This window comes from Paraburkholderia sp. RL17-380-BIE-A (genome assembly GCF_046028085.1).
Lineage (GTDB): Bacteria > Pseudomonadota > Gammaproteobacteria > Burkholderiales > Burkholderiaceae > Paraburkholderia.
In genome coordinates this window covers 117,666-143,327 of the sequence record NZ_JARESQ010000004.1, presented here as the reverse complement: position 1 = coordinate 143,327, position 25,662 = coordinate 117,666, and the positions used below count along the sequence as shown (strand labels likewise).

Here is a 25,662-nt window from a genome sequence, read left to right as displayed (position 1 = left end):
GCGCCCCCCGAGCTGCAAACCGATTGAAACAATCAAGCCGAGGAGACCCCCCTTTATGACGACGCCGCTGCTTGGCCAGATGATGGACGTGCCGCTCACCGTGCCTTCGTTGCTCGCGCACGCCGCGCGGCATTTCGGCAGCACTGAAATCGTATCGCGGCGGATCGAAGGCGACCTGCATCGTTATTCCTATCGTGATTGCGAAAAGCGCGCGAAGCAGCTCGCGCAGGCTTTGATCGCACTCGGCGTCGAACCCGGCGAGCGGATCGCCACGCTCGCATGGAACGGCTACCGGCATCTGGAAGCGTATTACGGCACGACCGGCTTCGGCGCGGTCTGTCACACGATCAATCCGCGTCTCTTTCCCGATCAGATCGCGTACATCATCAATCATGCGGACGACGCCTACGTGCTGTTCGACACCACGTTCGCGCCGCTCATCGATGTCCTCGCGCCGCAATGCCCGAGAGTGCGCGGCTGGATCGCGCTCGCGGACGAAGCGCATCGGCCCGCCATGCAGACCCCGGCGCTCAGCTACGAGACGCTCGTCACCGCGCAGGACGGCGATTACGAATGGCCGCCGCTCGACGAACGGCAAGCGTCGTACCTGTGCTATACGTCCGGCACCACCGGCAATCCGAAGGGCGCGCTGTATTCGCATCGCTCGACGGTGCTGCATGCGTTCGGCGCCTCCTTGCCCGACGCCATGAGTCTGTCCGCGCGCGACTGCGTGCTGCCCGTCGTGCCGATGTTCCATGTGAACGCGTGGGGCATTCCGCACTCGGCGCCGCTGACCGGCGCGAAGCTCGTGTTCCCCGGCAAGGATCTCGACGGCAAGTCGTTGTACGAGTTGATGGAAAGTGAACGCGTCACGTATTCAGCCGGCGTGCCGACCGTGTGGCTCGGCCTGCTCAATTATCTGCGTGAAGCGAAGGTGCGCTTTTCGTCGCTCAATCGCACGGTGATCGGCGGCTCGGCGTGTCCGCCGGCCATGCTGCGCACGTTCGAAGACGACTACGGCGTGCAGGTGATCCACGCGTGGGGCATGACCGAAATGTCGCCGCTCGGCACGCTCGCGAAGCTGACGTGGGAACAAAGTCAGCGTCCGCTGGAAGAGCAGCGCAAGTTGCTGGAGAAGCAGGGACACGTGCTCTATGGCGTCGATATGAAAATCGTCGGCGAAGACGGCCGCGATCTGCCGTGGGACGGCGTGGCGTTCGGCGATCTGCATGTGCGCGGGCCGTGGGTGATCGACCGGTATTTCCGCAAGGACGACTCGCCGCTCATCGACGGCTGGTTTCCGACCGGCGACGTCGCCACCATCGACCGCGACAGCTTTCTGCAAATCACGGACCGCTCGAAAGACGTAATCAAGTCCGGCGGCGAATGGATCAGTTCGATCGACATCGAAAACGTCGCGATCGCGCATCCGGCCGTGGCCGAGGCTGCGTGCATTGCGTGCGCGCATCCGAAATGGACCGAGCGGCCGCTGCTGGTGGTCGTCAAGCGGCGTGGCTTCGACGTGACGCGCGAGGAGCTGATCGCCTTCTACGACGGCAAGGTCGCAAAATGGTGGATTCCCGACGACGTCGCCTTCGTCGACGAACTGCCGCACACGGCGACCGGCAAGCTGCAGAAACTCAAGCTGCGCGACATCTTCCGCGACCATGTTCTGCCGTCCGCGCTCGAAGACGAAAAGGACTGCCCGCTCACGCCGCTTGCCAGGGGAAACCCCGTCTCCTGACAAATTGAACGAGCGTGCTTTTTTGTGTATTCTGCCTGCTGACCCCGGAAAATCAGACAATGAATCGGATCGACACTCCGACTCGATGAACCGGAAGGGCGGCGCGCCTGAGCGACGCCTTATTGCATGGATCGCATGGAGGCAGGCAGATGGCAGTGGACTACACAACCCATGACGGCGTGGCCGTCATCACGCTGAACAATCCTCCCGTCAACGGCCTCGGCCTGTCGACGCGAGCGGGCATCGTCGACGGGATCGAGCGCGCGCAGAACGATCCGGCCATCAAGGCGATCGTGCTGACTGGCGCGGGCAAAGCTTTCTCGGGCGGCGCCGACATCACCGAATTCAACACGCCGAAAGCGATGCAGGAGCCGACGCTCGCCACCGTCATCAAGACCGTGGAAGGCAGCGCGAAGCCGGTGGTCGCCGCGATTCACAGCGTCGCGATGGGCGGCGGGCTGGAACTGGCGCTCGGCGCGCATTACCGCATCGCCGCACCCGGCGCACAGATCGCGCTGCCGGAAGTGAAGCTCGGCATTCTGCCGGGCGCGGGCGGCACGCAGCGTTTGCCGCGCGCCATCGGTCTCGAAGCCGCGCTCAACATGATCGTCTCCGGCGCGCCCGTCATGTCGGAGAAACTCGCCGATTCCGGTCTGTTCGATGAACTCGCGCAAGGCGATCTGGCCGAAGCCGCGCTCGCGTTCGCCCGCAAGGTGGGTGCCAAAGCCGGCCCGCATCCGAAGGTGCGCGAGCGCAAGATCGAGCATCCGAACGCCGCCGGCTTCATTCAGTTCGCGCGCAACAGCGTCGCGGCGGTCGCGAAGAATTTCCCCGCGCCGCAGAGATGTATCGACGCCGTGGAAGCGGGCGTGCAAAACGGCTTCGATAAGGGCCTCGCTTTCGAACGCGACTGCTTCATCGCACTCGTGCAGACGCCGGAAAGCCGCGCGTTGCGTCACGCGTTCTTCGGTGAACGCGCGGCGAGCAAGATTCCCGATGTGCCTTCCGATACGCCGGTGCGCGATATCAAGCAGGTGGCCGTGATCGGCGCGGGCACGATGGGTGGCGGCATCGCGATGAATTTCATCAACGCGGGCATTCCGGTCACGCTGCTGGAAACGAAGCAGGAAGCGCTGGACCGCGGCCTCGGCACGATCCGCAAGAACTACGAAGCGACCGTCAAGAAGGGCAAGCTCAAGCCCGAAGCGCTCGACCAGCGCATGGCGCTGATCACGCCCACGCTTTCCTATGACGACCTGAAAAACGCCGACCTGATCGTCGAAGCCGTGTTCGAAGAACTCGGCGTGAAAGAGCAGGTATTCAAGCGTCTCGACGAAGTGGCGAAAGAAGGCGCGATCCTCGCCTCGAACACCTCGACGCTCGACGTCGACAAGATCGCCGCTTTTACGAAGCGACCGCAGGACGTCGTCGGCATGCACTTCTTCAGCCCGGCCAACGTGATGAAGCTGCTCGAAGTGGTGCGCGGTAAGGAGACGGCGAAGGACGTGCTCGCCACCGTCATGAAACTCGCCAAGAAGATCAGGAAGACCGCGGTTGTCTCGGGCGTGTGCGACGGCTTTATCGGCAACCGGATGATCGAGCAGTACATCCGCCAGGCGCTCTTCATGCTCGAAGAAGGCGCGCTGCCCGCGCAGGTGGATCGCGCGATCGAGAAGTTCGGCTTCGCGATGGGTCCGTTCCGCATGAGCGATCTGGCCGGCAACGACATCGGCTGGGCGATCCGCAAGCGCCGCTATCAGGAACAGCCTGAGATGCACTACTCGAAGATCGCCGACCGGCTCTGCGAGACGGGGCGCTTCGGTCAGAAGACGGGCGGCGGGTGGTACGACTACAAGGCGGGTGATCGCACCGCGTATCCGTCGAAAGTGGTCGACGAGATGATCGTTGCGTTTTCGAAGGAAGCCAACGCCGAGCGCCGCAAGATCAGCGACGAGGAAATCGTCGAGCGCCTCGTGTTCGCGCTCGTGAACGAAGGCGCGAAGATTCTCGAAGAGGGTATCGCGTCGAAGGCGTCGGACATCGACATGGTCTATCTGACCGGCTACGGCTTTCCGCTTTATCGCGGCGGCCCGATGCTGTACGCGGACACGGTCGGCCTCTACAACGTCGAGCGCGCGATTCGCCGCTATGCCGCGCAGCCGAACGGCGATGCCTGGCAACTGGCGCCGCGCATCGCGGCACTGGCGGCCGAGGGACGCGGATTCAACGGCTGAATCACGGCGCGAGTGAAATGACTGACGCGGCGCTGGCCGGCGATGCGCCGGTCAGCGCCACTAACGACATTTGCAATTTGCAAGTATCCACCAACTCGTATGGGACCAAAGCGCGCTGCGCGAGACCGGAGTGACGAGCTTTGCATGGGGCTGGAGCGGCGCGCTAAAGCGCGAACTCCGGCGACAGCTAAAGCGCTAACTCTGGTCGACACAGGAGACACGCATGACTGACGCCGTAATCGTATCGACCGCCCGCACGGGCCTCGCCAAATCATGGCGCGGCGGTTTCAACATGACGCACGGCGCGACGCTCGGCGGCCATGTCACTCGCGCTGCCGTCGAGCGCGCGAAGCTCGACCCGGCGCGCGTCGAGGACGTGATCATGGGCTGCGCCAACCCGGAAGGCGCGACGGGCATGAACATCGCGCGGCAGATCGCGCTGCGCGCGGGTTTGCCGGTCAGCGTGCCGGGTATGACGGTGAACCGTTTCTGTTCGTCTGGATTGCAAACTATCGCGCTTGCCGCACAACGCGTGATCGCCGGTGAAGGCGACGTGTATGTGGCGGGCGGCGTGGAGTCGATCTCGTGCGTGCAGAACGAGATGAACCGGCACATGATGACCGAAGGCTGGCTCAGCCAGAACAAGCCCGAAATCTACTGGTCGATGTTGCAGACCGCGGAGAATGTGGCGAAACGCTACTCGATCTCAAAGGAACGCCAGGACGAATATGGCGTGCGTTCGCAACAGCGCGCGGCCGCCGCGCTCGAAGCCGGCAAGTTCAAGGACGAGATCGTGCCGTTGACGGTGCTCGCGGGTGTTGCCGACAAGGCGACCGGCCGTCTCTTCACGAAAGAAGTGACCGTCAGCGGCGATGAGGGCATTCGCGCCGACACGACGCTCGAGGGTGTGTCGAAGATTCGTACCGCGATGCCGGGCGGCGTGATCACCGCGGGCAACGCAAGCCAGTTCTCGGATGGCGCGTCGGCTTGCGTGGTGATGAACGCGAAGGTGGCGGAGCGCGAAGGCTTGCAGCCGCTCGGGATTTTTCGCGGCTTCGCGGTGGCCGGTTGCGAGCCGGACGAGATGGGCATTGGCCCGGTGTTCGCGGTGCCGAAGCTGCTCAGGCAGGCGGGTTTGAAGGTTGAGGACATCGACCTGTGGGAGCTGAACGAAGCGTTCGCGGTGCAGGTGCTGTATTGCGCCGACAAGCTCGGTATTCCGCACGATCGCCTGAACGTGAACGGCGGCGCGATTGCGGTGGGCCATCCGTATGGCGTATCGGGCGCGCGTTTGACCGGCCATGCGTTGATTGAAGGCAAGCGGCGCGGCGCGAAGCTCGTCGTCGTGACGATGTGTATTGGCGGCGGGCAGGGCGCGGCGGGTTTGTTCGAAGTGGTGTGATCCCGTTCGAGCGGTAAAGAACGGCGAGTACCGTGTGGTTCGGCGCGACGGCGACGAACCCGCGGCACTCGTTTTTTTATCCGCGCGCGGTGTAGACCCCGATTACCCGTATCACGGCAACGCCATGCCGGTCGACGGCAGGCTCAACGTGCCTTGATCGACGAATCGCGTCGTGCCCGTGAGGCCACCCGCGAGCTTGCCGCGCAGAATGTACGGAATTTGCCCCGACTGCGCCGCGCCCGCGAAGGCGAACGCCTGGCGAACCGCGGCGAATGCCGGCACGGTCAACGGCACATTGACGACCGTTTCGCCGAAGCGCGGCACGCTGCCGGCCTGATCGCTCACGCCGCTTGCGAACGGCTTGCCGTTCAGTTCGAGATCGAGCGACACGCCGTTGAAGCTGATCGTGGAATCGTTGGGATTCTGCACGCGCAGTTTTACGTTGAAGCGCATCTCCAGACCCTGGCCGTCGATTGGTTCGATACCGGCCACGTTCACGCGCAATGGATCGCCGCCGAACAGGCCCGCGCAGCCGTTGAGCGTTAGCGTGACGATGGCGAGGACCGTGGCCAGACGAATGGAACGGCCTAACAGCAGCGCGCGGAAGAAGGACATGACCTGCACCTCGAAACAAGCGGCTTGGATCATGCATTGTACCGGGCCGTGTTGGCCGCCGAGCGGCGTTTCAGGCTGCGCGCCGCAGGCGTGTTTTGACGAGACTGGCCAGATGGCGCGCGGTTTGACGGATCAGACTGCGGCCGTCGTGAAGAGCGCGCGAGGGCTGCACGACGAACGCGGCAGCGTTCGCACGCACGCCGCTGATCGACACGACGCCGCGTTGCGGCGTCACGAAGCACTCGCCCTCGTGCAAGGTGATCGACGTGACAGGCACGGCGTCGCCCAGCCACGCGAGAGCGTGATCGCGGAACGCGAGCTGAAGATCGCCTTCGACGGCGACAATCGAGGTGCCGGCGCGCAACTCATGCACGGCCATTTGACCTGCGGCGAGACGAGAAGCAGTGCGGCGCGCCGGATCGGAGCGACATTGACGAAGAGACATGGCCGTTTCCTTCAAAGCGTTTTCATGCCACTCAGCTTATTGAGTCCGCTCAAATGAAAACAGCCGCAGCCATCAGCAATGTGAACCGGTACAGCAACGCGGTTTAGTGCGCTGTATCGGCTGGAATCGTGCGGATGTGTATCTGTTGCGACGCGCGAACTGTCCGCACCATCGGCGGATGATTCAATCCATTCTGACCCGGCAGGCTGCGGACCCGCTGCCCGATAACCAGCCGCTGTACCGGCAGCTGGCCGATCAATATCGCCGCGCGATCGGCAGCGGCGTGCTGCGCCCGGGCGACCGAATGCCGTCGATGCGCGCATTCATGCGCCGGCACGGCGTCAGTCTTGCGACCGCGACCGAGAGCTACCGCGTACTGGAACGCGCCGCGCTGATTGACGCCCGTCCGCGCGCCGGTTACTTCGTGCGTGTGCCGCCCACGGCTGCGTTGCCGGCCGCGTCCGAGCCCGATCTGGCGGTGCTGCCGGGCGCCGCGCAGTTCGTCGGCATCCATTCGGCGATTTCCGCGATCGTGTCGAGATTGCAGCGACATCCGGACGCGCTGAATCTCGGCGGCGCGACCGCCTCGCCCGATCTCTATCCCACCGATGCATTGCAGAAAGCCGCGCTGCGTGCACTGCGCAAGCGGCCCACCTTGCTGACCGCCGCCGGGCACGACCAGGGCGATCCGGCCTTGCGCGCGATCATTGCGCGCCGCGCGCTCGACGCCGGCATCCAGATCGGCGCGGACGACATCATCATGACGCACGGCGGTATCGAAGCCGTGAATCTTGCATTGCGAGCGGTGACTCAACCCGGCGACACCGTCGCGGTCGAATCGCCGTGCTTTTTCGGTCTGCTGCAGGCGCTGGAAAGCCTCGGCTTGCGCGCGCTCGAAATTCCCGCCAGTCCGACCACCGGCCTCGCCATCGAAGCGCTGGCGTTCGCGCTGCACACGCATCCCGACATCAAGGCCGTAGTCGTGGTGCCGAACCTGCAGAACCCGCTCGGCAGCGTAATGCCCGACGCCCACAAGGCGCGGCTCGTCGAACTGTGCGCGCGAGCCGGTATTGCGCTGATCGAGGACGATCCATATCGCGAGCTGGCCGACGCGGCACAGCCGCCCAGATCGTTGAAGGCCTGGGATACGGACGGCACCGTGATCCACTGCACGTCGTTCAACAAGGTGCTGGCACCCGGCATGCGGGTCGGCTGGATCAATGGCGGCCGCTGGCATCCACGTATCGGCATGCTGAAGTTCGCGCAGTCGCGTCACAACGAACAGCTGTCGCAAGTCGTGCTCGCCGAGTTTCTGGAGACGAACGCGTATGAGCGGCATTTGCGGCGTCTGCGCGAGCGGCTGCGGCTTCAGCGCGAACGGATGGCGGCGGCGATCGCCACTTCGTTTCCGGATGGCACGCGCTTCACCCCGCCGGCCGGCGGGATGTTTTTCTGGATCGAATTGCCGCGAGAGATGTCGTCGGCGGCGCTCTTCGAGGCGGCGTTGAACGACGGCATTCGCGTGATGCCGGGGACGGTGTTTTCGAACGCGGGGCGTTTCGATCATTTCATCCGGCTCAGTTCACCAAGCACGGATCTCGATCGCGCCGACGATGCCGTGCGCAGGCTAGGGCGGCTGGCTGCGCGTCTGGCGACGCACGCAGAGTGAGCCGGCGCGGCACGGACGTGGCGCCGACGTACAATTGACAAGTACCTGAAAAAGCATATTGCCCGGCTAGTGGCATCTCCCCGCCATTAGCAATCCGGTCATCTGCTGATTGCTCCCCGGCGGCTTCTGGCAGATCGTTTCCCGGAGGCCAATGGCGATCTGCACCGCGCCACGATTCGAAAATCATCACGGAGACCGATATGCCATTCATTTGCGAAAACGTCGAGTGTCGAGCTGTGCTGGCCCGCAAACAGGTCAAACCGAATCGGGATAACAACGCGTTTTTCTTCTATTGCCCCGACTGCAACACGCGCAACGAGCTGATCGATGTGGGCGCGGCAGGTGGTCCTCTGGAACTGATTCAACCCGTGCGGCAAGGACTCCCGCACAAAGTGGTGGCAACGGCCCGGCCTCTCGAGGACGGCAGGTATGCGGCGCAGTTGAGCATTCAGAAGGCGCTTGGAATCAAGGGGCCTTTCGCGGCGGAAGAACGGTGGGACGAGCTTGGCATTTTCCCCGACGCACAAGGCGCCGTCACTCATGCTAAAACCACTGCAGCGGGTTGGTTGGGGGCTGACTTCAGCCACTAGATCGCTGAACCGGTGGGCGTCGCATTCGCGCGCCCACCTCGATGGTGTGTCTGCGCGTCTGGCAGCCACTTTCTGATTTATCGTCGATAAACTCCGTACCCGCCTGGCGCAACTCGCGGAGCCCAATCGGGTCACCACCCCTCCAATCGTCCTTCGTTTCGATCCTGCCGGCGCAATTCACAGCGAAGCGCAATGCTCGCGAGCGAGCCATTACCGGCATCGCCTGTGCCGTTACCTGCCGGCCCGACCTCCTGATAAAGCTCCATCGAAGGTGTAAGTTTGATAGGCTTAGTGTTTGCCTCGGCCGAAGGCATTCTCGCGTCCTGCATCAACCGCATGAACGCACTGTCCACGAAATTCGAAAACAGCCATGACCGATTCGCCTTCATCCAAAGCGAGCACCGAAACCCTGCTCGAGAGCCCGTTCGTCGACCGGTTAGGCGCGCAGTTAGTGTCGGCCGCGGACGGCGCTAGCGAAGTCGCGCTGCCGTTGCAGCCGGATCATATGAACACGTGGGACGTCGCCCACGGCGGCGTCACCATGACGCTCGCCGACATCGCGCTCGCCATGGCCGCGCGCAGTCTCGCGGGCGACGGCGTGGGCGTGGTCACGGTCGAAATGAAGGTCAACTTCATGCAGCCTGGCCGCGGCGAATTACGTGCCACCGCCCGCGTGCTGCACCGCTCGACCACCATGGCTTATTGCGAAGGCGAGATTCGCGACAGCGAAGGCCACTTCGTCGCCAAGGCGCTCGGCACGTTCAAATACATGCGGCGTCTCGCCGTCGGCCGCGAAGTGAGGCAACAGCGTTTGCGCAGCGACCCGTCGGCGAAACCCGGTCCGAGCGACGGCTGAGCGCCGCCTTGAACCGCGCGCGTGTCAGGGAGGCGCCTGCGCCTCCTGGCTCCGCCTTCGTGTAAGCCGTTCGAATCATCCGCCGATCCCATCGGCAACTTATGGAGACGATCGCCATGACCCAGATCAACCGCCAACTCGTGTTGGCATCGCGCCCGCAGGGGGCCGTGACCCCCGACAATTTCCGCCTCGTCGAAACGCCGCTCGCGCCGCTGGCCGAAGGCGAATTGCGCGTGCGTAATCACTACCTGTCCCTCGACCCCTACATGCGCGGCCGCATGAACGACAGCAAGTCGTATGCGCCGCCGCAGCCGCTGAACGAAGTGATGATCGGCGGCACGGTGGGTGAAGTGGTCGAGTCGAAAAATCCGAAGTTCGCAGTCGGCGACAAAGTCGTCGCGATGTTTGGCTGGCAAGAATACGGCACGTCGAACGGAACGGGCCTGCAGAAAGTCGACGACACGCATGTGCCGCTATCGGCCTATCTCGGCCCGGTCGGCATGCCCGGCGTCACGGCGTGGTACGGCCTGAACCGCATCATCGCGCCGAAAGCGGGTGAGACGGTGGTGGTCAGCGCGGCGAGCGGCGCGGTGGGCAGCGTGGTCGGCCAACTGGCGAAGCTGGCCGGCGCGCGCGCAGTCGGCATTGCCGGCGGCGCGGACAAGTGCCGCTATGTCACCGAGACGCTCGGCTTCGACGCGTGCGTCGACTACAAGGCCGGCAATCTCTATCAGGACCTCAAGGCGGTGACGCCGGACGGCGTGGACGGCTACTTCGAGAACGTCGGCGGTGAAGTGCTCGACGCGACGCTCGCGCGTATGAACGCATTCGGCCGGATCGCGCTGTGCGGGTTTATCGCGGGCTATGACGGCCAGCCGTTGCCGCTCAAGCATCCGTCGCTGATGCTCACGCAGCGTCTGCTGGTGCAGGGTTTCATCGTGAGCGAGCATATGGACGTATGGCCCGAAGCGCTCACGCAACTCGGCACGCTGGTTGCGCAGAAGAAGCTGCACTATCGCGAGACCATCGCGCAAGGACTCGATGCGGCGCCTGAGGCGTTCATTGGCCTGCTCAAAGGCAGGAACTTCGGCAAGCAACTCGTCAAGCTGATCTGAGCGCGGCGGCAGTCGGGCAGCCCACGCAAGGCGCCGCTCAATCCAATGGAGTGACACGATGTTCGATTTCGCAGGCAAGGTGGCGGTGATCACCGGTGCGGCCAGCGGCTTCGGCCGCGCATTCGCGCAGAAGGGCGCCTCGCTCGGCATGAAGCTCGTGCTGGCCGACGTGAATCCCGACGCGCTCGCGCAAACCGTCGACGCATTGCGCGCCGGCGGCGCCGAAGCGATCGGCGTGCCGACCGACGTCGCGAGCGCGGCGCAGGTCGAAGCGCTCGCGCAAGCTGCACTGACCGCCTACGGCAAGGTGCATCTGCTGTTCAACAACGCAGGCGTAGGCGCGGGCGGCTTTCTGTGGGAAAGCTCGGCGAACGACTGGTCGTGGGTGTTCGGCGTGAACGTGATGGGCGTCGCGCACGGCGTGCGGGTGTTCACGCCTATCATGCTGGCGCAGAACGAGCCCGCGCATATCGTCAACACGGCGTCCGTCGCGGGCTTGCTGTCGCCGCCCGCCATGGGCATCTACAACGCGTCGAAACACGCGGTGGTGTCGCTCACCGAAACGCTGTATCACGACCTGCAGCTGGCGCAGGCCGCGCAGGCGGGAACGGCAGGCGGCCAGGTCGGCTGTTCGCTGTTGTGCCCGGCCTTCGTGCCGACCGGCATCGCCAATGCGGAACGCGCGCGGCCTGCTGATCTGCGCAACGACAGCGGCCCGACCCGCTCGCAGATCGCCGCGGGCAAGCAGCTGCAGCGCGCGGTGCAGTCAGGCAAGCTGAGTGCCGACGACGTCGCAGACATCACCTTCGAAGCGATCGCGGCGCGGCGTTTTTACATCGTCACGCATCCGGGCATCATGGCAACGGTGAAGCTGCGCCACGAGGATATCGAGCAGTTGCGCAATCCCACTGATCCAATGTCGCTGAAGCCGGAAGTGAACAACGCCGGCTAGACGGGACGCTTGCCATATCGCCGGCGCCCGCTGAGATCCAGGGCGCCGGTTTCTTTTTGAACCGCGCCGGTTTATTTCAAACCTTCGGCGCTTATGCGCCATAAGACGCACCATGCCGCTGAATCCGAAGATCGAGCAGGTGCTCGATATGATCGAGCGGGCCAGGCGCCCGAAGCTCCATGAAATGACCGCGCAGGACGCGCGGGCCTCGTACGAAAAAAGCGCGCCGATTCTGGAGATCGCGAGCGCGCCGATGTTCGCGATCGAAGATCTGCAAATCGCGACACGCGACGGCGCGACGATTCGTGCGCGTCTGTACCATCCGGTCGAGCCGAGTTGGGCCGAGCCCGCGCCGGCGTTCGTGTATTACCACGGCGGCGGCTTCACGGTGGGTAGCGTCGATACGCACGATGCGCTGTGCCGGATGTTCGCGCGCGACGGCAATTGCGCGGTGTTGTCCGTGGACTATCGCCTCGCACCGGAATACAAATTTCCCACTGCCGTCGAGGACGCTTTCGACGCCTTGAGCTGGCTGCACGCGCACGCAGCCGAATACGGGCTGGACGCCGGCCGGCTGGCAGTGGGCGGCGATAGCGCGGGCGGTACGCTGGCCACGGTCTGCGCGGTGCTCGCACGCGACGCCGGTATCGAGCTCGCGCTGCAATTGCTGATCTATCCGGGCACGACCGGCCATCAGCAAACCGATTCGCACTCGCGCTTCGCCAACGGCTTTCTGCTGTCGGGCGACACGATTCAATGGTTCTTCGACCACTACGTGCGCGCGCGCAGCGACCGTGACGACTGGCGTTTCGCGCCGCTGGACGGCCAGCTTGGCGCGCCCGAATTCAGCGGCGTCGCGCCTGCATGGATCGCCACCGCCGAATACGATCCCTTGAGCGACGAGGGCGACGCCTACGCGGAGAAATTGCACGCGCTGGGTAACCGGGTCACGCTCAAGCGCTATCCGGGCATGATCCACGAGTTCTTCAAGATGGGCGGTTTCGTGCCGGACGTCGCGCAGGCGCATGCGGATGCCGCCGCGGCCTTGCGCGCGGCTTTCGATTCCGACTGAGGGCGTTCACCGGGTTGTCGGCGGCCAACGAGCCACCGGACCCTGGTCACGCGATCTCGCGTTCGATATTGAAGGCGAAGCTGCGCTCGAAGTCGCCGGGCCGCGCAATGCGATGCGAGCCGTTGTCGTCGCTGCGCTCGGCGACGGCCACGCTGATCACTTCGCCGTGCAGGGTCACGCGCAGTGCGGTCGTCCCGCGTGTGCCGTACTCCGGCGTTTCGATGAATGCAGCCGACAGCGCCCGTTCGCGTTCAAGCGGAATGCCGGTGGACGGCAGTTCGTCGTCGCGGGCGAGGCGCGGATCGCGCATCAGGTCGATCAGGCGTTCGAGCGGCGGCATCGCGTTGCGCGCGAGCAGCGTGCCCAGTTCGGCGCGCTTTTTGACGAGCTTCGGCCACGCGGTATCGAGCACCGCGTTCGAGATGCCGTGCGTGCCGGGTTCGAGCAGCGTCGGCGCGCGCTCGGAACGGTTGCAGTACCAGGCGAGTTCGCGGCGCGTCCAGTCGCCCACCAGCAGATTGAACCCGTTATAGATGTCGCCGGTTTGCGCGACGTGCCGCAGGTACGCGAGCGGCGTGCCGTGCGGGTTGCCATTCGAGTCGCGCGTGGCGCCGCTCAGCCAGTCGCTGACGAGCGTGCCGCGGGTCGGCGCGTCGGCGCGCATTTCGTGCGGCGCGCGGTAATTGGTCAGCGCGGCGAAGCGGCCGTCGCGCGACGAGCCGAGCCACGTGCCACCGCCTTGCAGATCACGCCCGGCCAGCACCGTCGGCGCGTCGTGCCACCAGCCGACCGGTTCGGCCGTGCGGCGAAAGAACTCGTCGCGATTGGCGGCAAGCGTGAAGAGCGGGCCGTCGACCGCGTCGGGTCGCCAGTCGAACACGATCAGGCACATCGGGGGCGTCTCCCGGTGGAGGCGTTGCAGTTGAAAAGGCCAGTAAAAAGCGGCGCCTGACTGCGCCGCTTCGTTCCCCGCGAGAATGTCAGACTTCGGTGGGCAGCCCGTAGGGCAGCGTAAGGAAGCGCAGCGCCGGGCCGTCCGCCGCGCCCAGATGTACCGAACCGTTTTCCAGCGCCGCGAGCTTGATCTCGACCAGCAGATCGACGCCGCCTTCCGGCGCCGACGCCGCGTTCACCACCATGCCGCACGGCTGGCCCGGATCGTCGGAATGGAACAGTTCCGCGCCCGCGCGCACCGTGTCGAGTTCGCCAGCCACATTGGCGAGCGAAGTGCGCCGCTTGATCGTGCCGCGATACTGGCTGCGCGCCACCACTTCCTGGCCGGGATAGCAGCCTTTGCGGAAATTCACCGCGCCCAGCACGTCGAAATTGACCATTTGCGGCACGAACTGCTCGACCACCGGCTGGGTGATGCGCGGCTCGCCCGCGCGAATGTCGAGCCAGTCCCACACGGCCGGCGAGACGCGTTTGAGCTTCTCGTCCAGCAAGGGCAGGTGCGACTCGATCTGCGCCTTCGGGCCGATCCACAGATAACGCAGGCGCCCGAGCGCGTCCGGTACGCGAATCAGCGAGCCCGCCGCGCCGTCCACTTTCACGTGCACGCCGTCCGGCAGCGCGTCGAACACATTCGAGAGCGCCTTGCGCACGTCGCCGGCAAGACCGATCACCGCCAGTTCGCCGCTCGCGTCAGTGAGTTTGGCTTTGGCGCGCAGCACGAACATGGAGAGCCGCTTCTGCACCGCGGCCTGCACGTCTTTCGACACCAGCAGGCGGATCGTATCGCCGCTGCGCCACGTGAGGAACGACGCCAGCAGACGCCCTTTGGCCGAGCAGTAACCGGCCAGGCGCGCATTGGCGGCGTCGAGGTGCTGGGTGTCGTTGGTCAACTGGCCGTGCAGGAAGCTTGCCGCGTCGTCGCCGGTGGCGTCGATCACGCCGAACTGCGTGAGCGGCATATACGCGCCTTGCTGAACGAGCGCGTCGAATTCATCGGCGGAGGGGCGCGGCAGCGCGGGAAGACTTGCCGGTGTGGCGGCGGCTGCCGTAGGAGCTGTGGTTGGAGGCGTGCCTGAAGCGGTAGCGAGCGGTGTGTTCATGGATTCCGGGAACAGTCAATTCTGACTTTGGCTAAGGCAAACAAGTATTATATGCAGTCCAACCCTGCCACGTTTCGCATGTCCCTGTTCAAGAAATGTTTCATTGCCGGCTCACTCGTCGTTGTGCTGGCCGCAGCCGCAATTGCTGGCGGATACCACTGGGCCACCAGCCCACTCGATCTGACCCCTGCGCAACTCGATGTCACGGTCAAGCCGCATAGCAGCTTGCGCAGCGTCACGCTGCAACTCAATCGCGGCGGCGTGCCGGTCGAAGCGGAGCTGTTCGTCATCATGACGCGGCTGCTCGGACTGCAAAGCGAGCTGAAGTCGGGCAACTACGAGTTCAAGACGGGCGTGACGCCGTATGAGGTGCTGCAGAAAATCGCCCGCGGCGACGTCAACGAATACGTGGCGACCATTATCGAAGGCTGGACCTTCAAGCGCATGCGCGCCGAGCTGGATGCCAATCCGGCGCTCAAGCACGACACGGCCGGGATGAGCGACGCCGACCTGATGAACGCGATCAACGCACCGGAGGCGTCGATCGGCAATGGCGAGGGACTGTTTTTCCCCGACACCTACCTGTTCGACAAAAACACCAGCGACCTCGACGTGTACCGCCGCGCCTACCGTCTGATGCGCCTGCGTCTGGACGAGGCGTGGACCGCGCGCGCGGCGAATCTGCCGTACAAGACGCCGTACGACGCGCTGACCATGGCGTCCATCATCGAAAAGGAAACCGGCAAGCCGTCCGACCGGCCCATGGTGGCCGCGGTGTTCGCGAACCGGCTGCGCGTGGGTATGCCGCTGCAAACCGACCCGACCGTGATCTACGGCATGGGCGACAGCTACAGCGGACGCATCAGAAAGAAAGACCTGCAGACCGACACTCCCTACAATACCTACACCCGCATGGGGCTGCCGCCAACGCCCATCGCGCTGCCCGGCGTGGCGTCGCTGCAGGCGGCGCTGAACCCGGCACCCAGCACCGCGCTGTATTTCGTCTCGCGCGGCGACGGCAGCAGTATCTTTTCCGACACCCTCGGCGATCACAACAAGGCCGTGGACAAATACATTCGAGGGCAATGATGGCGCGGGGCAAATTCATAACGTTTGAGGGCATCGACGGGGCGGGCAAGACCACCCACCTCAGCTGGTTTCGGGAGCGCCTCGAACGGAAAGTGGCAAGCACCGGCCGCGCGGTCGTCATGACGCGCGAACCGGGCGGCACGCCGCTCGGCGAGCAGATCCGCGAAATCGTGCTGCATCAGAAAATGGACCTCGAAACCGAGGCGCTGCTAATGTTCGCGCTGCGCCGCCAGCACCTGGCCGAAGTGATCGAGCCTGCGCTCGCACGCGGCGACTGGGTGCTGTCGGACCGTTTCACGGATGCGACCTTCGCCTATCAGGGCGGTGGCCGCGGACTGCCGCGCGACAAGCTGGAAACGCTGGAGCGCTGGGTGCAGGGCGGTTTCCAGCCGGACCTGACAGTGCTGTTCGACCTCGCGCCCGAAATCGCCAGCGAGCGGCGCAGTGCGGCACGCGATCCGGATCGCTTCGAGAGCGAATCGGCGGCATTTTTCAATCGCACCCGCGCCGAATATCTGCGCCGCGCCGAAGAAGCGCCGTACCGGTTCGCTATCATTGACTCCGCGCAGAGCATTACGCAGATTCAGAGAAGACTTGAAGAATTGATCGCAGTTCTTTGATTTAAAAAGAATATAACCGTGGTTTATATCGGTTTTCAGAGTTCATGCGGTACTGCATGTAACGTCTGCAACCGTTTGATCAAAAAGAGAAACAATGATTTATCCGTGGCAAGCCGATGACTGGAACCGCCTGCAGCAATTGCGCGGCCACTGGCCGCACGCCCTGTTGCTGCATGGGCAGGCGGGCATCGGCAAGCTGCGCTTCGCGCAGCATCTCGCGCAGGGCTTGCTGTGCGAGGCTCAGCAGGCCAACGGGGAGCCGTGCGGCGCGTGCGTGGCCTGCAACTGGTTCGCGCAGGGCAATCATCCGGACTACCGGATCGTCGTACCCGAGGCGCTGGCCGCCGAAGCGGGCCTGAACAACGCCGCGGACGAAAAAGCCGACAAGGCCGATGCCGACGAAGGCAAGAAGACGCGCACGCCCAGCAAGGAAATCAAGATCGAGCAGATTCGCGGTTTGCTCGACTTCGTCGGCGTGGGCTCGCACCGCGGCGGCGCGCGCGTGGTCGTGCTGTATCCGGCGGAAGGGCTGAATATCGCCGCGGCCAATGCGCTGCTGAAGACGCTCGAAGAACCGCCGGCGGGAGTCGTGTTCCTGATGGTGTCGGCGCGTATCGATCGCCTGTTGCCCACCATCATCAGCCGCTGCCGCCAGTGGCCGATGACCATGCCCGCGCCGGACGTGGCGACGAAGTGGCTTGCCGCGCAAGGCGTGGCCGAGGCGCCCGCGCTGCTCGCCGAAGCCGGCGGCGCGCCGCTCACGGCGCTCGCGCTCGCCAGCGACGAGAACCGCACGCTGCGCGACTGGACGCTCAAGCAACTGGCCGCCGGCCCGCAGTGCGACGCCTTCGCCTGCGGCGAGGCGTTGCAGAAGCTGCCTGTGCCGCTGGTGCTAGGCTGGCTGCAGCGCTGGATGTACGATTTGCTGGCGCAGCGCACGGCGGGCGCGCCCCGTTACTTCCCGCAAGCCTCGGCGGCATTGACGCGCTGCGCGTCGCAGGCCGACGCCAGCGCGTTCGCGCGCTTCATGCGCACTGTGACGCGCCAACGCGCCGTCGAGAACCATCCGCTGAATGCGCGGCTGGTGTTCGAAGAGCTGTTTATCGGCTATCGCGAGTTGTTCGCGTAAGCCGCCGCTGCGTGCGGGGCGCGTTCTCGGCCGCTGGCGCGCCGCGCCTCACAGCCGGCGCCGGCCCGCCATTCGTCCTGCGCCGTTCGTCCGCCGTTCGTCCATTATCCGCTTCCATCTCACGTTCAACGCACCATGAGCCTTTCCTACCGCGATGCCACGCTCGACGATCTGCCCGCTATCGTCGCCATCTACAACTCGACGGTGCCGTCGCGGCAAGTCACCGCCGATCTCGAGCCGGTCAGCGTCGAAAGCCGGCTGACCTGGTTTCACGCGCATGGCCCGCACAAGCGTCCGTTGTGGGTGGTGGAAGACTCGCAACAGCCCGGCCGCGTGATCGCATGGCTGAGCTTTTCGGACTTTTACGGCCGCCCGGCCTATCTGCGCACCGCCGAAGTCAGCATCTATCTCGACGAAAGCGCGCGTGGCAAGGGTCTCGGCAAGCAATTGCTGGCGGCTTCGCTAGCGGCGGCGCCGGCGCTCGGCATCGATACCGTGCTTGGCTTCATCTTCGGCCACAATGACGCGAGCTTGCGCCTGTTCCGCGGCTTCGGTTTCGACACGTGGGGCTCGTTGCCGCGCGTGGCCGTGCTGGACGGCGTGGAGCGCGATCTGGTGATTCTCGGCAAACGCCTCGACGCCGCCGCGACAGCTCCGGCCGCCGCCTGATTCCCTTCGAGCCAGCCCTACGCAGGACACCCCCATGTTTGTCGACTCGCATTGCCATATCAACTTCGAAGGACTCGCCGACCGCCTGCCGCAGGTGTTCGAGAACATGCGCAGCCATTCGGTCACGCATGCGCTGTGCGTGTCCGTTGATCTCGAAACGCTGCCTTCCGTGCTGGATATCGCCAGCCGCTATGACAACGTGTACGCGTCGGTCGGCGTGCATCCGGATCACGAGCACATGCGCGAGCCGAGCGTCGCCGAACTGGTCGAACTGGCCGCGCATCCCAAAGTGGTCGCGATCGGCGAGACCGGCCTCGACTACTACCGGCTGGAAGGCCGCACCATCGCCGACATGGAATGGCAGCGCGAGCGCTTTCGCACCCATATCCGGGCGGCGCACGCCGCCAACAAGCCGCTGATCATCCATACGCGATCGTCGTCGGAAGACACGCTGCGCATCATGGCCGAGGAGCGCGCAGGCGAGCCGGGCGGCGTGATGCATTGTTTCACCGAGCCGTGGCATGTCGCCGAACAGGCGCTTGCGCAGAATTTTTACATCTCGTTGTCGGGCATCGTCACGTTCAAGAGCGCGACGGACGTGCAGGACGTCGCGCGCCGCGTGCCGCTGGAGCGTTTGCTGATCGAAACCGACTCGCCGTATCTCGCGCCCGTGCCGTATCGCGGCAAGCCTAATGAACCAGCGTACGTAAGTTATGTCGGACGGTTCATCGCGCAACAACGCGACATGCCGGAAGCGGCGCTGGCCGAGGCGACCACGCAAAACTTCTTCCGCCTTTTCAAGATTCCCGCGCCGGTTGGTGCGTGAGGCGTAAAGTCGATAAATATCAAGAGGATAGGGAATTTTCCTAAAGTTAAATATGAGAGAAATTTCGATGTCGTTGAGTGCCCAGCAGGACACTTACGCAGGCGTGACAACGCGTGGCGCGCTGGCTTCGGCACGGCGCGGCGTCTCGCGCTTCACGTTCGCCGCTGCGCTCGTTTGTGCCGCGCTGACTTCGCTGGCGGTGTCGCCGGCCCAGGCGGCGCCGGTCGATTCGTTGATCAAATCGGTGAAGTTCGACGACGTGGACGGCGTCAACAAGTTGCTCGCCAAGGGCATGGACCCGAACAGCGTGGATAACCAGGGCATTCCGCTGCTGGTGCTGGCCGCGCGCGAGAAATCGGACAAAGTCGGCGCTGCGCTGCTCGCCAATCCGAAGACCAACATCGAGATTCAGGACAAGGCCGGCGAGAACGCGATGATGATGGCCGCGCTGAACGGCGATCTCGCCTTCGTCAACCAGTTGATCGCGAAAGACGCCGAGGTCAACAAGAAGGGCTGGGCACCGTTGCACTACGCGGCGGCGAACGGCAACGACGACATCGTCAAGGTGCTGCTCGACCATTCGGCCTACGTCGACGCCGGCTCGCCGAACGGCACCACGCCGCTGATGATGGCCGCGCGCGGCGGCCACGTGTCGACCGTGAAGCTGTTGCTCGACAACGGCGCGGACCTGACGGTGAAGAACCAGATCGGCATGACGGCGCTCGATTTCGCGAAGACCTACAAGGAGCCGGACGTGGTCGAAGGGTTGACCGCGCGCCTGCAGCAGATGCAACAGAAATAGTGCGCGCGGCTCGCGGCGGCCGGTTTGCCGGCGGCTTGGGGCGGGTAGAGGGTCTATGCGCTCTGCCGGCGGCTGGAGCGCGAGTCGAAGGTGTATGCGCTCCGTCGGCAGTCTGGAGCGCGAGCCGAAGGTGTATGCGCTCTGGCGGGCGAATTGGAGCGCGAGTCGAAGATCTACGCGCTCTGTCGGCGGCCCGGAGCGCGGGTCGAAGGTCCACGCGCTCTGCCTGCCGCCTGAAGCGCCAATCGAAGGCCCACCCGCACTGACAGCCATCTGAGCTCCTGTCAAAAGCCCGCTCGGTCTGCCTGCCGCGACGGGCGCAGCCCGCGAAACGCTGCCGTGGTACCGCTGGAGCACGCAAGTGCCGGAGCACTTGCCGCCGCCAACTCACCCGGCTTAAAAAAAGTGCCTGAAGATAGCGGTGGCGCGCACGCTTGCGCTTCGCAAAACAGTGCAGAATGTCGACTTTGGCGCGCCACATGTGCGCGCCCTTTGGATGCGGCGAAAGACCGCCTGATAAACGACCCTGGAAAGGAACACCATGCTGCGGGCTTTGATTTTCGCCAGCGCGCTCGCCGTACCGCTATCGGCAGCCGCGTTTACGGGAGGCGACCTCAACAAGCTGTGCACCAAGACGGACGTGGCATCGCGTAGCGCGTGCGCCGCTTATATCGAAGGCGCCGCTGACGGCATCTTCAACACCATCGACGCGATCGGCGGCACGACCGGCCCGCGCGTCGGCCAGTACTTCTGCCTGCCGCAGGACGCGCGCTCGGCGCAGCTGACCGACGCGGTGCGCAAATATATCGCTGAGAATCCGATCGTCGCCGGCTATAACGCCAGCACGGCGATCTCGCTCGGGCTCGGTAAAGCGTTTCCCTGCAAGAGCGGCAGTTGAAATGAAGCACGGCTGATGCCCTGCGCGTCGGCATCCGGCGTGTTGGGCGTTTCGGCCCATGAGGGTTTTCCGGTTTTTCAGCCGTGGGCACTTCGGAGCGGTTCTCACCGCTCCACCTGAGATTCGGTCTCAACGCCGGCTGTCCGCTTGCAGAGGCGGCTGGCCTCGCCACCTTTCGCGGATCGCGCGGAAGAACAATCTAAGATGTCAGTAGGCAGGCCGTGCAGTCGTGCGGCCTCGCGTCCGCTTCAGCGGCACCTGGCGACCGGCGCCGCCCGGCAGCCGGGCGCCTTTCGCCACTCCGCAGCCACACCGCGGCCATGCCGGTGGCCGATTCCGCGCCGGCCCAGCTCAGCACTCATGCCAGGAGGACATTCCCCTTCATGCCTACTCTCGACGACCTCAGCCGTATCGCCGAAGCGCCGCTGCACACGTGGCTCGGCGCGTTGATCGTCTCGGTGATCGCGGTGGTGCTGGCCGTGGGCATCCATCGGGTCGGCGCGCGTATCGTGACGCGGCTCGCGCGGCCTTATCCGCTCACCAGCGTGGTGCTGCGCTATATCGACAGGCCTGCGCTATTCATGCTCGTGATCCTCGCGCTGGAGGCAGTGGGCTGGGAAGCGCCCGACACGCTGACCTTCATCACGCCGTTGCGCGACGCCGCCGCAATCGCGCTGATCGGCGCGATCACCTGGCTCTCGGTGCGCTCGGCGGCGGCGATCGGCGAGGCGATCATTCAGGCCCATCCGCTCGATACCGCCGACAACCTCCAGGCGCGCCGCATCCATACCCAGGCGCGCGTGCTCGCGCGTTCGGTGATGTTCGTGATCGTGATCGTCGGCGTGGGCGGCGCATTGATGACGTTCCCCAATGTCCGGCAGATCGGCGCGAGCCTGCTGGCGTCCGCGGGTGTGGCGGGACTGGTCGCCGGTATCGCCGCGCGGCCGGTGCTCGGCAATCTGATCGCCGGCTTGCAGATTGCGCTGTCGCAGCCGATCCGTCTCGACGACGTCGTCGTGATTCAGGGCGAGTGGGGGCGTATCGAGGAAATCACCGGCACGTATGTATCGGTGCGTCTGTGGGATCAACGTCGGTTGATCGTCCCGCTGCAATGGTTTATCGAAAACCCGTTTTCGAACTGGACCCGCAGCAGTTCGCAGATCATCGGCACGGTGTTTCTCTACGTCGACTACCGCATGCCGCTCGCGCCGTTGCGCGAAGAACTCGCGCGCATCGTCGAGGACGCGCCCGAGTGGGATCGCCGCGTGCAGGTGTTGCAGGTGACGGACGGCACCGAGCGCTCGATGCAATTGCGCGCCCTCGTCAGTTCGCTCGATTCCGGCCTGAACTGGGATTTGCGCTGCCGGGTGCGCGAGGGATTGCTCGACTACATTCAGAAGCACTACCCGCAGTACCTGCCGCGGGCGCGCGCGGAAGTGTCGGCGGAACTCGAAGCCGGCAAAGGCGAAGCGCTCGACTGGGTGCCGCGCAGCACGCAGACGCCGGCCGGCAGCACGGCCGCGCACACCGAGGCCGATCCGGTGGCGAGTCGCGCCGCGAGGCCGCCGGCGGGCGAACTGCCGCAGCATGTGAAGGAAAAAGTTTGACGGCGGTCTGACGGCGGGCTTGACAGCGATCAGACAGCGAATCAGGCATGCGGCCAGACAAGCGGTCAGACAAGCGGTCAAACAGGCGATCAAACAGGCGATCAAACAGGCGATCAAACATGCGGCTTGAGGGCGTTTTGACGGCGGCTTGACAGCAGTCCGGCGGCAGGTTCGATCGCGGCTCTAACCACGGCTTTGACCACGAAACCGCCAGACTGTGGCACGCCGACGCCGATGAATGCAACTGATCGGGCACTAAAGCGGTCGAACCGTCCACTCACTCACGAAGCCGGCGCGGCTTCGCGTGTCTCATTGTGTTTTGGGTTCTCCTCGCGCGATGGCGCACGAGACGAGACATCGCGAAAGACCCGATGATCGATACGCGAGCGCGCCGCGCGAACCAAGGAGGACATGCAACATGGGCCGACTCATCGTCGTGTCGAATCGCGTCGCAACGCCGACGGAAACCAAAGGATCGGCCGGCGGCCTCGCGGTCGGCGTATTCGGTGCGCTGAAAGATGCCGGAGGCGTGTGGTTCGGCTGGAGCGGCGACGTGGTCAGCGAGACCGTCGCCAACGCGGGTCCGACGCTGGAGCAGGACGGCGCGGTGACCTTCGCGACCGTGGGTCTGACGCGCAAGGATTACGACCAGTACTATCGCGGCTTTTCGAACGCGACGCTGTGGCCGGTGTTCCACTACCGCAACGACCTCGCACGCTACGAGCGCGAGGAGTACGCGGGCTACCGGCGCGTCAATGCGTGGCTCGCGCACAAGCTGATCAAGCTGCTCGAACCCGACGACGTGATCTGGATTCACGACTACCATCTGATCCCGTTCGCCGAGGCGCTGCGCAACGAGGGCGTGACGAACCGCATCGGCTTCTTCCTGCATATTCCGTTTCCCGCGCCGCAGATCCTGCTCAACATTCCGCCGCATGAAGAACTGGTGAAGTCGCTGTCGTGCTACGACCTGCTGGGCTTCCAGACCGCCACCGACGAACTCGCGTTCAAGGATTACGTCACGCGCCACGCCCGCGGTACGGTGGGCGCGGACGGCGTGGTCGAAGCATTCGGCCGCAAGCTGCGCACCGGCGTGTACCGGATCGGCGTGTTCCCCGACGAAATCGCCGAGCAGGCGAAGCGCTACGAAAGCCGTCAGCACGTGCTCGACCTCAAGCAGAGCCTGGAAGGCCGCAAGCTGATCATGAGCGTCGACCGGCTGGATTATTCGAAGGGGCTCGTCGAGCGGTTCCGCGCCTTCGAGCATCTGCTGGAGCGCTCGCCGGAATGGCGCGGCAACGTCACGCTGGTGCAGATCGCGCCGCCCACGCGCTCGGACGTCGCCACCTACCAGAAGATTCGCCAGGATCTGGAGTACGAAGCAGGGCGCATCAACGGCCGTTACTCGGGACTCGATTACACGCCCATTCGCTATCTGAACCAGCAGTACGACCGCTGGAAGCTGATGTCGCTATTTCGTGAATCGCAGATCGGTTTTGTGACGCCGCTGCACGACGGCATGAACCTGGTCGCGAAGGAATACGTCGCCGCGCAGAATCCCGACGACCCCGGCGTACTGGTGCTGTCGATTTTCGCGGGCGCGGCGGCGGAGCTAACGGGCGCGCTGCTCGTCAATCCACACGACGCAATCGGCATGTGCGAAGCGTTGCAGCGCGCGTTGCAGATGCCGCTCGACGCGCGTCAGCGGCGCCACGAGATCAACATGGCGGCGCTGCGCAAGAACGATCTGGGTGTCTGGCGCGATACCTTCCTGCGCGATCTGCGCAGCGTGCCGGTGCAGAAGCCGGGCAAGGGCGGCGGGCATAAATGACGGCATGTATCGACCAGTGCGTGGCCCGCTCGTCGAGCGGACGTTTCGCCGCGTGCGGGCGCGTAGCGGCGCCATGGAGCGCGCACGCATACGCGGCTGAACGTCAGGCGGACGCATGTTGACCACATTGGCTGTCGCGGGTTACCGGTCGCTGCGCGAGTTGATCGTGCCGCTCGGCCGCCTGAACGTGATCACAGGCGCCAATGGCAGCGGCAAGTCGAGCGTGTATCGGTCGCTGCGGTTGCTGGCGGAGACGGCGCGCGGCGGGGTGATTACTTCGCTGGCGCGCGAGGGCGGCCTGCCATCCACGTTGTGGGCTGGTCCTGAGCGCTTTTCGCGGGCGGTGCTGGCCGGCGAGTTTCCGGTCGAGGGCACGCGGCGCAACGAGCCTGTGAGTCTGCGGCTAGGCTTTGCCGGCGACCAGTTCGGCTATGCGATCGATCTCGGTCTGCCGGCGCCAGAGCGGCCGTCACCTCCCATTCCCAGCAAGTTCACGCTTGATCCAGTCATCAAGCGTGAATGCATCTGGAGCGGCCCGGTGCTGCGGCCTTCAGCCTTGCTGGTGGACCGGCACGGCCCGGCGTTGCGCACGCGCGATGAGCGTGGCGACTGGCAAACCATTCCGCAACCCGTCGCCAGCTTCGACAGCATGATGACGGAGTTCTCCGATCCACGCACCGCGCCCGAGATGGTCACGGTGCGCGAGCAGATCCGCTCGTGGCGCTTCTACGACCATTTCCGCACCGACGCCGAAGCGCCCGCGCGTCTGCCGCAGATCGGCACGCACACGCCGGTGCTCGCGAACGACGGCGCGGACCTCGCCGCGGCCTTGCAAACTATCCGCGAGATCGGCGACCCGGCCGCGCTCGACGCCGCCATCGACGACGCCTTTCCAGGCTCGCGCCTCGACATCGCGACCCAGGACGGCCGCTTCGAAGTGGTGATGCAGCAGCATGGCTTGCTGCGAGCGCTGAAAGGCGCGGAGCTGTCGGACGGCACCTTGCGCTACCTGCTGCTGGTCGCGGCGCTGTTGACGCCGCGTCCGCCCGAACTCCTCGTGCTGAACGAACCCGAAACGAGCCTGCATCCGGATTTGCTGCCGGCGCTCGCCCGCCTGATCGCGCAAGCCGCCACGCATTCGCAGGTGCTGGTGGTGTCGCACGCGGCGCGGCTGATCGCGTCGCTCGAGCGCGAGGAGGCGAGCCAGTCGATCGTGCTGGAGAAACACTTCGGCGCGACCCGTATCGCCGACCCGGACGATCGAGATTTGCCGCCGTGGAAATGGCCGGCGAGATAACCGCACAATCGTATCGGCGGCGCGCCGCATGTAAGCTGGATGTAACAGCGCCGAGAAAATGCAAGATTGGCGGTTTTTTGTTGTCCCGTAGTGAATAATGCATCGATGCCGGTCCTGCATCGCGCCCGAGCGCGACCATTGCATTG

23 protein-coding genes are annotated in these 25,662 nt (G+C 64.8%); 19 read left to right on the top strand and 4 right to left on the bottom strand.

Annotation, left to right across the window (positions count from 1 at the left end; translation table 11 throughout):
• Positions 1–55: 55 nt before the first annotated feature.
• The 3 genes from P0D68_RS08085 to P0D68_RS08075 all read left to right on the top strand — a co-directional run bounded on the left by P0D68_RS08085 (position 56) and on the right by P0D68_RS08075 (position 5,380).
• Positions 56–1,744 (top strand): 3-(methylthio)propionyl-CoA ligase, encoded by a 1,689-nt coding sequence (locus tag P0D68_RS08085; RefSeq protein ID WP_408292828.1) that lies wholly within the window; start codon positions 56–58, stop codon positions 1,742–1,744.
• 149 nt (positions 1,745–1,893) lie between these two features.
• Positions 1,894–3,978: a 3-hydroxyacyl-CoA dehydrogenase NAD-binding domain-containing protein gene (locus tag P0D68_RS08080; protein ID WP_408292825.1), complete on the top strand. Its 2,085-nt coding sequence runs from the start codon at positions 1,894–1,896 to the stop codon at positions 3,976–3,978.
• A gap of 223 nt (positions 3,979–4,201) precedes the next feature.
• Positions 4,202–5,380 carry an acetyl-CoA C-acyltransferase gene (locus tag P0D68_RS08075; protein ID WP_408292822.1) on the top strand — a complete coding sequence of 393 codons (1,179 nt, stop codon included), beginning with the start codon at positions 4,202–4,204 and terminating at the stop codon, positions 5,378–5,380.
• Positions 5,381–5,491: 111 nt separating this feature from the next.
• Here the strand turns inward: P0D68_RS08075 and P0D68_RS08070 are convergent, their stop codons facing one another.
• Both P0D68_RS08070 and P0D68_RS08065 read right to left on the bottom strand, forming a co-directional pair.
• Positions 5,492–5,995 (bottom strand): LEA/WHy family protein, encoded by a 504-nt coding sequence (locus tag P0D68_RS08070; RefSeq protein ID WP_408292819.1) that lies wholly within the window; start codon positions 5,993–5,995, stop codon positions 5,492–5,494.
• A gap of 70 nt (positions 5,996–6,065) precedes the next feature.
• Entirely contained in the window at positions 6,066–6,440 is a 375-nt protein-coding gene (locus P0D68_RS08065) for a hypothetical protein (RefSeq protein WP_091794348.1), read from the bottom strand.
• A gap of 178 nt (positions 6,441–6,618) precedes the next feature.
• Between P0D68_RS08065 and P0D68_RS08060 the strand changes: the two genes are divergently transcribed.
• From P0D68_RS08060 to P0D68_RS08035, 6 genes are all read left to right on the top strand, one after another.
• Positions 6,619–8,109, top strand: a complete 1,491-nt coding sequence (locus P0D68_RS08060; protein ID WP_408292813.1) for an aminotransferase-like domain-containing protein — start codon at positions 6,619–6,621, stop codon at positions 8,107–8,109.
• Positions 8,110–8,309: 200 nt separating this feature from the next.
• A complete protein-coding gene (locus P0D68_RS08055; RefSeq protein WP_091794346.1) occupies positions 8,310–8,699 on the top strand; it encodes a hypothetical protein in 390 nt (129 codons plus the stop codon).
• Positions 8,700–9,069: 370 nt separating this feature from the next.
• Complete coding sequence (locus P0D68_RS08050; RefSeq protein ID WP_091794342.1) at positions 9,070–9,555, top strand: PaaI family thioesterase; 486 nt, start codon at positions 9,070–9,072, stop codon at positions 9,553–9,555.
• 116 nt (positions 9,556–9,671) lie between these two features.
• Positions 9,672–10,670 carry an NADP-dependent oxidoreductase gene (locus P0D68_RS08045; RefSeq protein WP_408184677.1) on the top strand — a complete coding sequence of 333 codons (999 nt, stop codon included), beginning with the start codon at positions 9,672–9,674 and terminating at the stop codon, positions 10,668–10,670.
• 58 nt (positions 10,671–10,728) lie between these two features.
• Entirely contained in the window at positions 10,729–11,622 is an 894-nt protein-coding gene (locus P0D68_RS08040) for an SDR family oxidoreductase (RefSeq protein ID WP_408292809.1), read from the top strand.
• 112 nt (positions 11,623–11,734) lie between these two features.
• Positions 11,735–12,694, top strand: a complete 960-nt coding sequence (locus P0D68_RS08035; RefSeq protein WP_408292806.1) for an alpha/beta hydrolase — start codon at positions 11,735–11,737, stop codon at positions 12,692–12,694.
• 46 nt (positions 12,695–12,740) lie between these two features.
• Here P0D68_RS08035 and P0D68_RS08030 read toward each other — a convergent pair whose 3' ends face one another.
• Together P0D68_RS08030 and ygfZ are read right to left on the bottom strand one after the other, a co-directional pair.
• Positions 12,741–13,586, bottom strand: a complete 846-nt coding sequence (locus P0D68_RS08030) for an NRDE family protein (protein WP_408184680.1) — start codon at positions 13,584–13,586, stop codon at positions 12,741–12,743.
• 88 nt (positions 13,587–13,674) lie between these two features.
• Positions 13,675–14,748, bottom strand: a complete 1,074-nt coding sequence (gene ygfZ / locus P0D68_RS08025; RefSeq protein ID WP_408292803.1) for a CAF17-like 4Fe-4S cluster assembly/insertion protein YgfZ — start codon at positions 14,746–14,748, stop codon at positions 13,675–13,677.
• Between the two features lie 78 nt (positions 14,749–14,826).
• On the opposite strand from ygfZ, the gene mltG reads away from it, so the two are divergent.
• The 10 genes from mltG (at position 14,827) to P0D68_RS07975 (ending at position 25,516) form a co-directional block, all read left to right on the top strand.
• Positions 14,827–15,837 (top strand): endolytic transglycosylase MltG, encoded by a 1,011-nt coding sequence (mltG, locus tag P0D68_RS08020; RefSeq protein WP_408293626.1) that lies wholly within the window; start codon positions 14,827–14,829, stop codon positions 15,835–15,837.
• Positions 15,837–16,457 (top strand): dTMP kinase, encoded by a 621-nt coding sequence (gene tmk / locus P0D68_RS08015; RefSeq protein ID WP_408293623.1) that lies wholly within the window; start codon positions 15,837–15,839, stop codon positions 16,455–16,457. Before mltG ends, tmk begins: the two co-directional genes overlap by 1 nt.
• A gap of 94 nt (positions 16,458–16,551) precedes the next feature.
• Positions 16,552–17,586, top strand: coding sequence for a DNA polymerase III subunit delta' (locus P0D68_RS08010; protein WP_408292800.1), 1,035 nt, complete (start codon positions 16,552–16,554; stop codon positions 17,584–17,586).
• Positions 17,587–17,721: 135 nt separating this feature from the next.
• Positions 17,722–18,255 (top strand): GNAT family N-acetyltransferase, encoded by a 534-nt coding sequence (locus P0D68_RS08005; RefSeq protein ID WP_091794327.1) that lies wholly within the window; start codon positions 17,722–17,724, stop codon positions 18,253–18,255.
• 34 nt (positions 18,256–18,289) lie between these two features.
• Positions 18,290–19,081, top strand: a complete 792-nt coding sequence (locus tag P0D68_RS08000; RefSeq protein WP_408292797.1) for a TatD family hydrolase — start codon at positions 18,290–18,292, stop codon at positions 19,079–19,081.
• 67 nt (positions 19,082–19,148) lie between these two features.
• Positions 19,149–19,883 carry an ankyrin repeat domain-containing protein gene (locus P0D68_RS07995; RefSeq protein ID WP_408292794.1) on the top strand — a complete coding sequence of 245 codons (735 nt, stop codon included), beginning with the start codon at positions 19,149–19,151 and terminating at the stop codon, positions 19,881–19,883.
• A gap of 541 nt (positions 19,884–20,424) precedes the next feature.
• Positions 20,425–20,781 (top strand): Rap1a/Tai family immunity protein, encoded by a 357-nt coding sequence (locus P0D68_RS07990; protein WP_091794320.1) that lies wholly within the window; start codon positions 20,425–20,427, stop codon positions 20,779–20,781.
• A 383-nt stretch (positions 20,782–21,164) separates the two neighbouring features.
• On the top strand, positions 21,165–22,388 hold the full coding sequence (locus P0D68_RS07985; RefSeq protein WP_408292791.1) for a mechanosensitive ion channel family protein: 1,224 nt from the start codon (positions 21,165–21,167) through the stop codon (positions 22,386–22,388).
• Between the two features lie 418 nt (positions 22,389–22,806).
• On the top strand, positions 22,807–24,219 hold the full coding sequence (otsA, locus tag P0D68_RS07980; protein ID WP_408184686.1) for an alpha,alpha-trehalose-phosphate synthase (UDP-forming): 1,413 nt from the start codon (positions 22,807–22,809) through the stop codon (positions 24,217–24,219).
• Between the two features lie 115 nt (positions 24,220–24,334).
• Positions 24,335–25,516, top strand: a complete 1,182-nt coding sequence (locus P0D68_RS07975; RefSeq protein ID WP_408292788.1) for an AAA family ATPase — start codon at positions 24,335–24,337, stop codon at positions 25,514–25,516.
• Positions 25,517–25,662 lie beyond the last annotated feature (146 nt).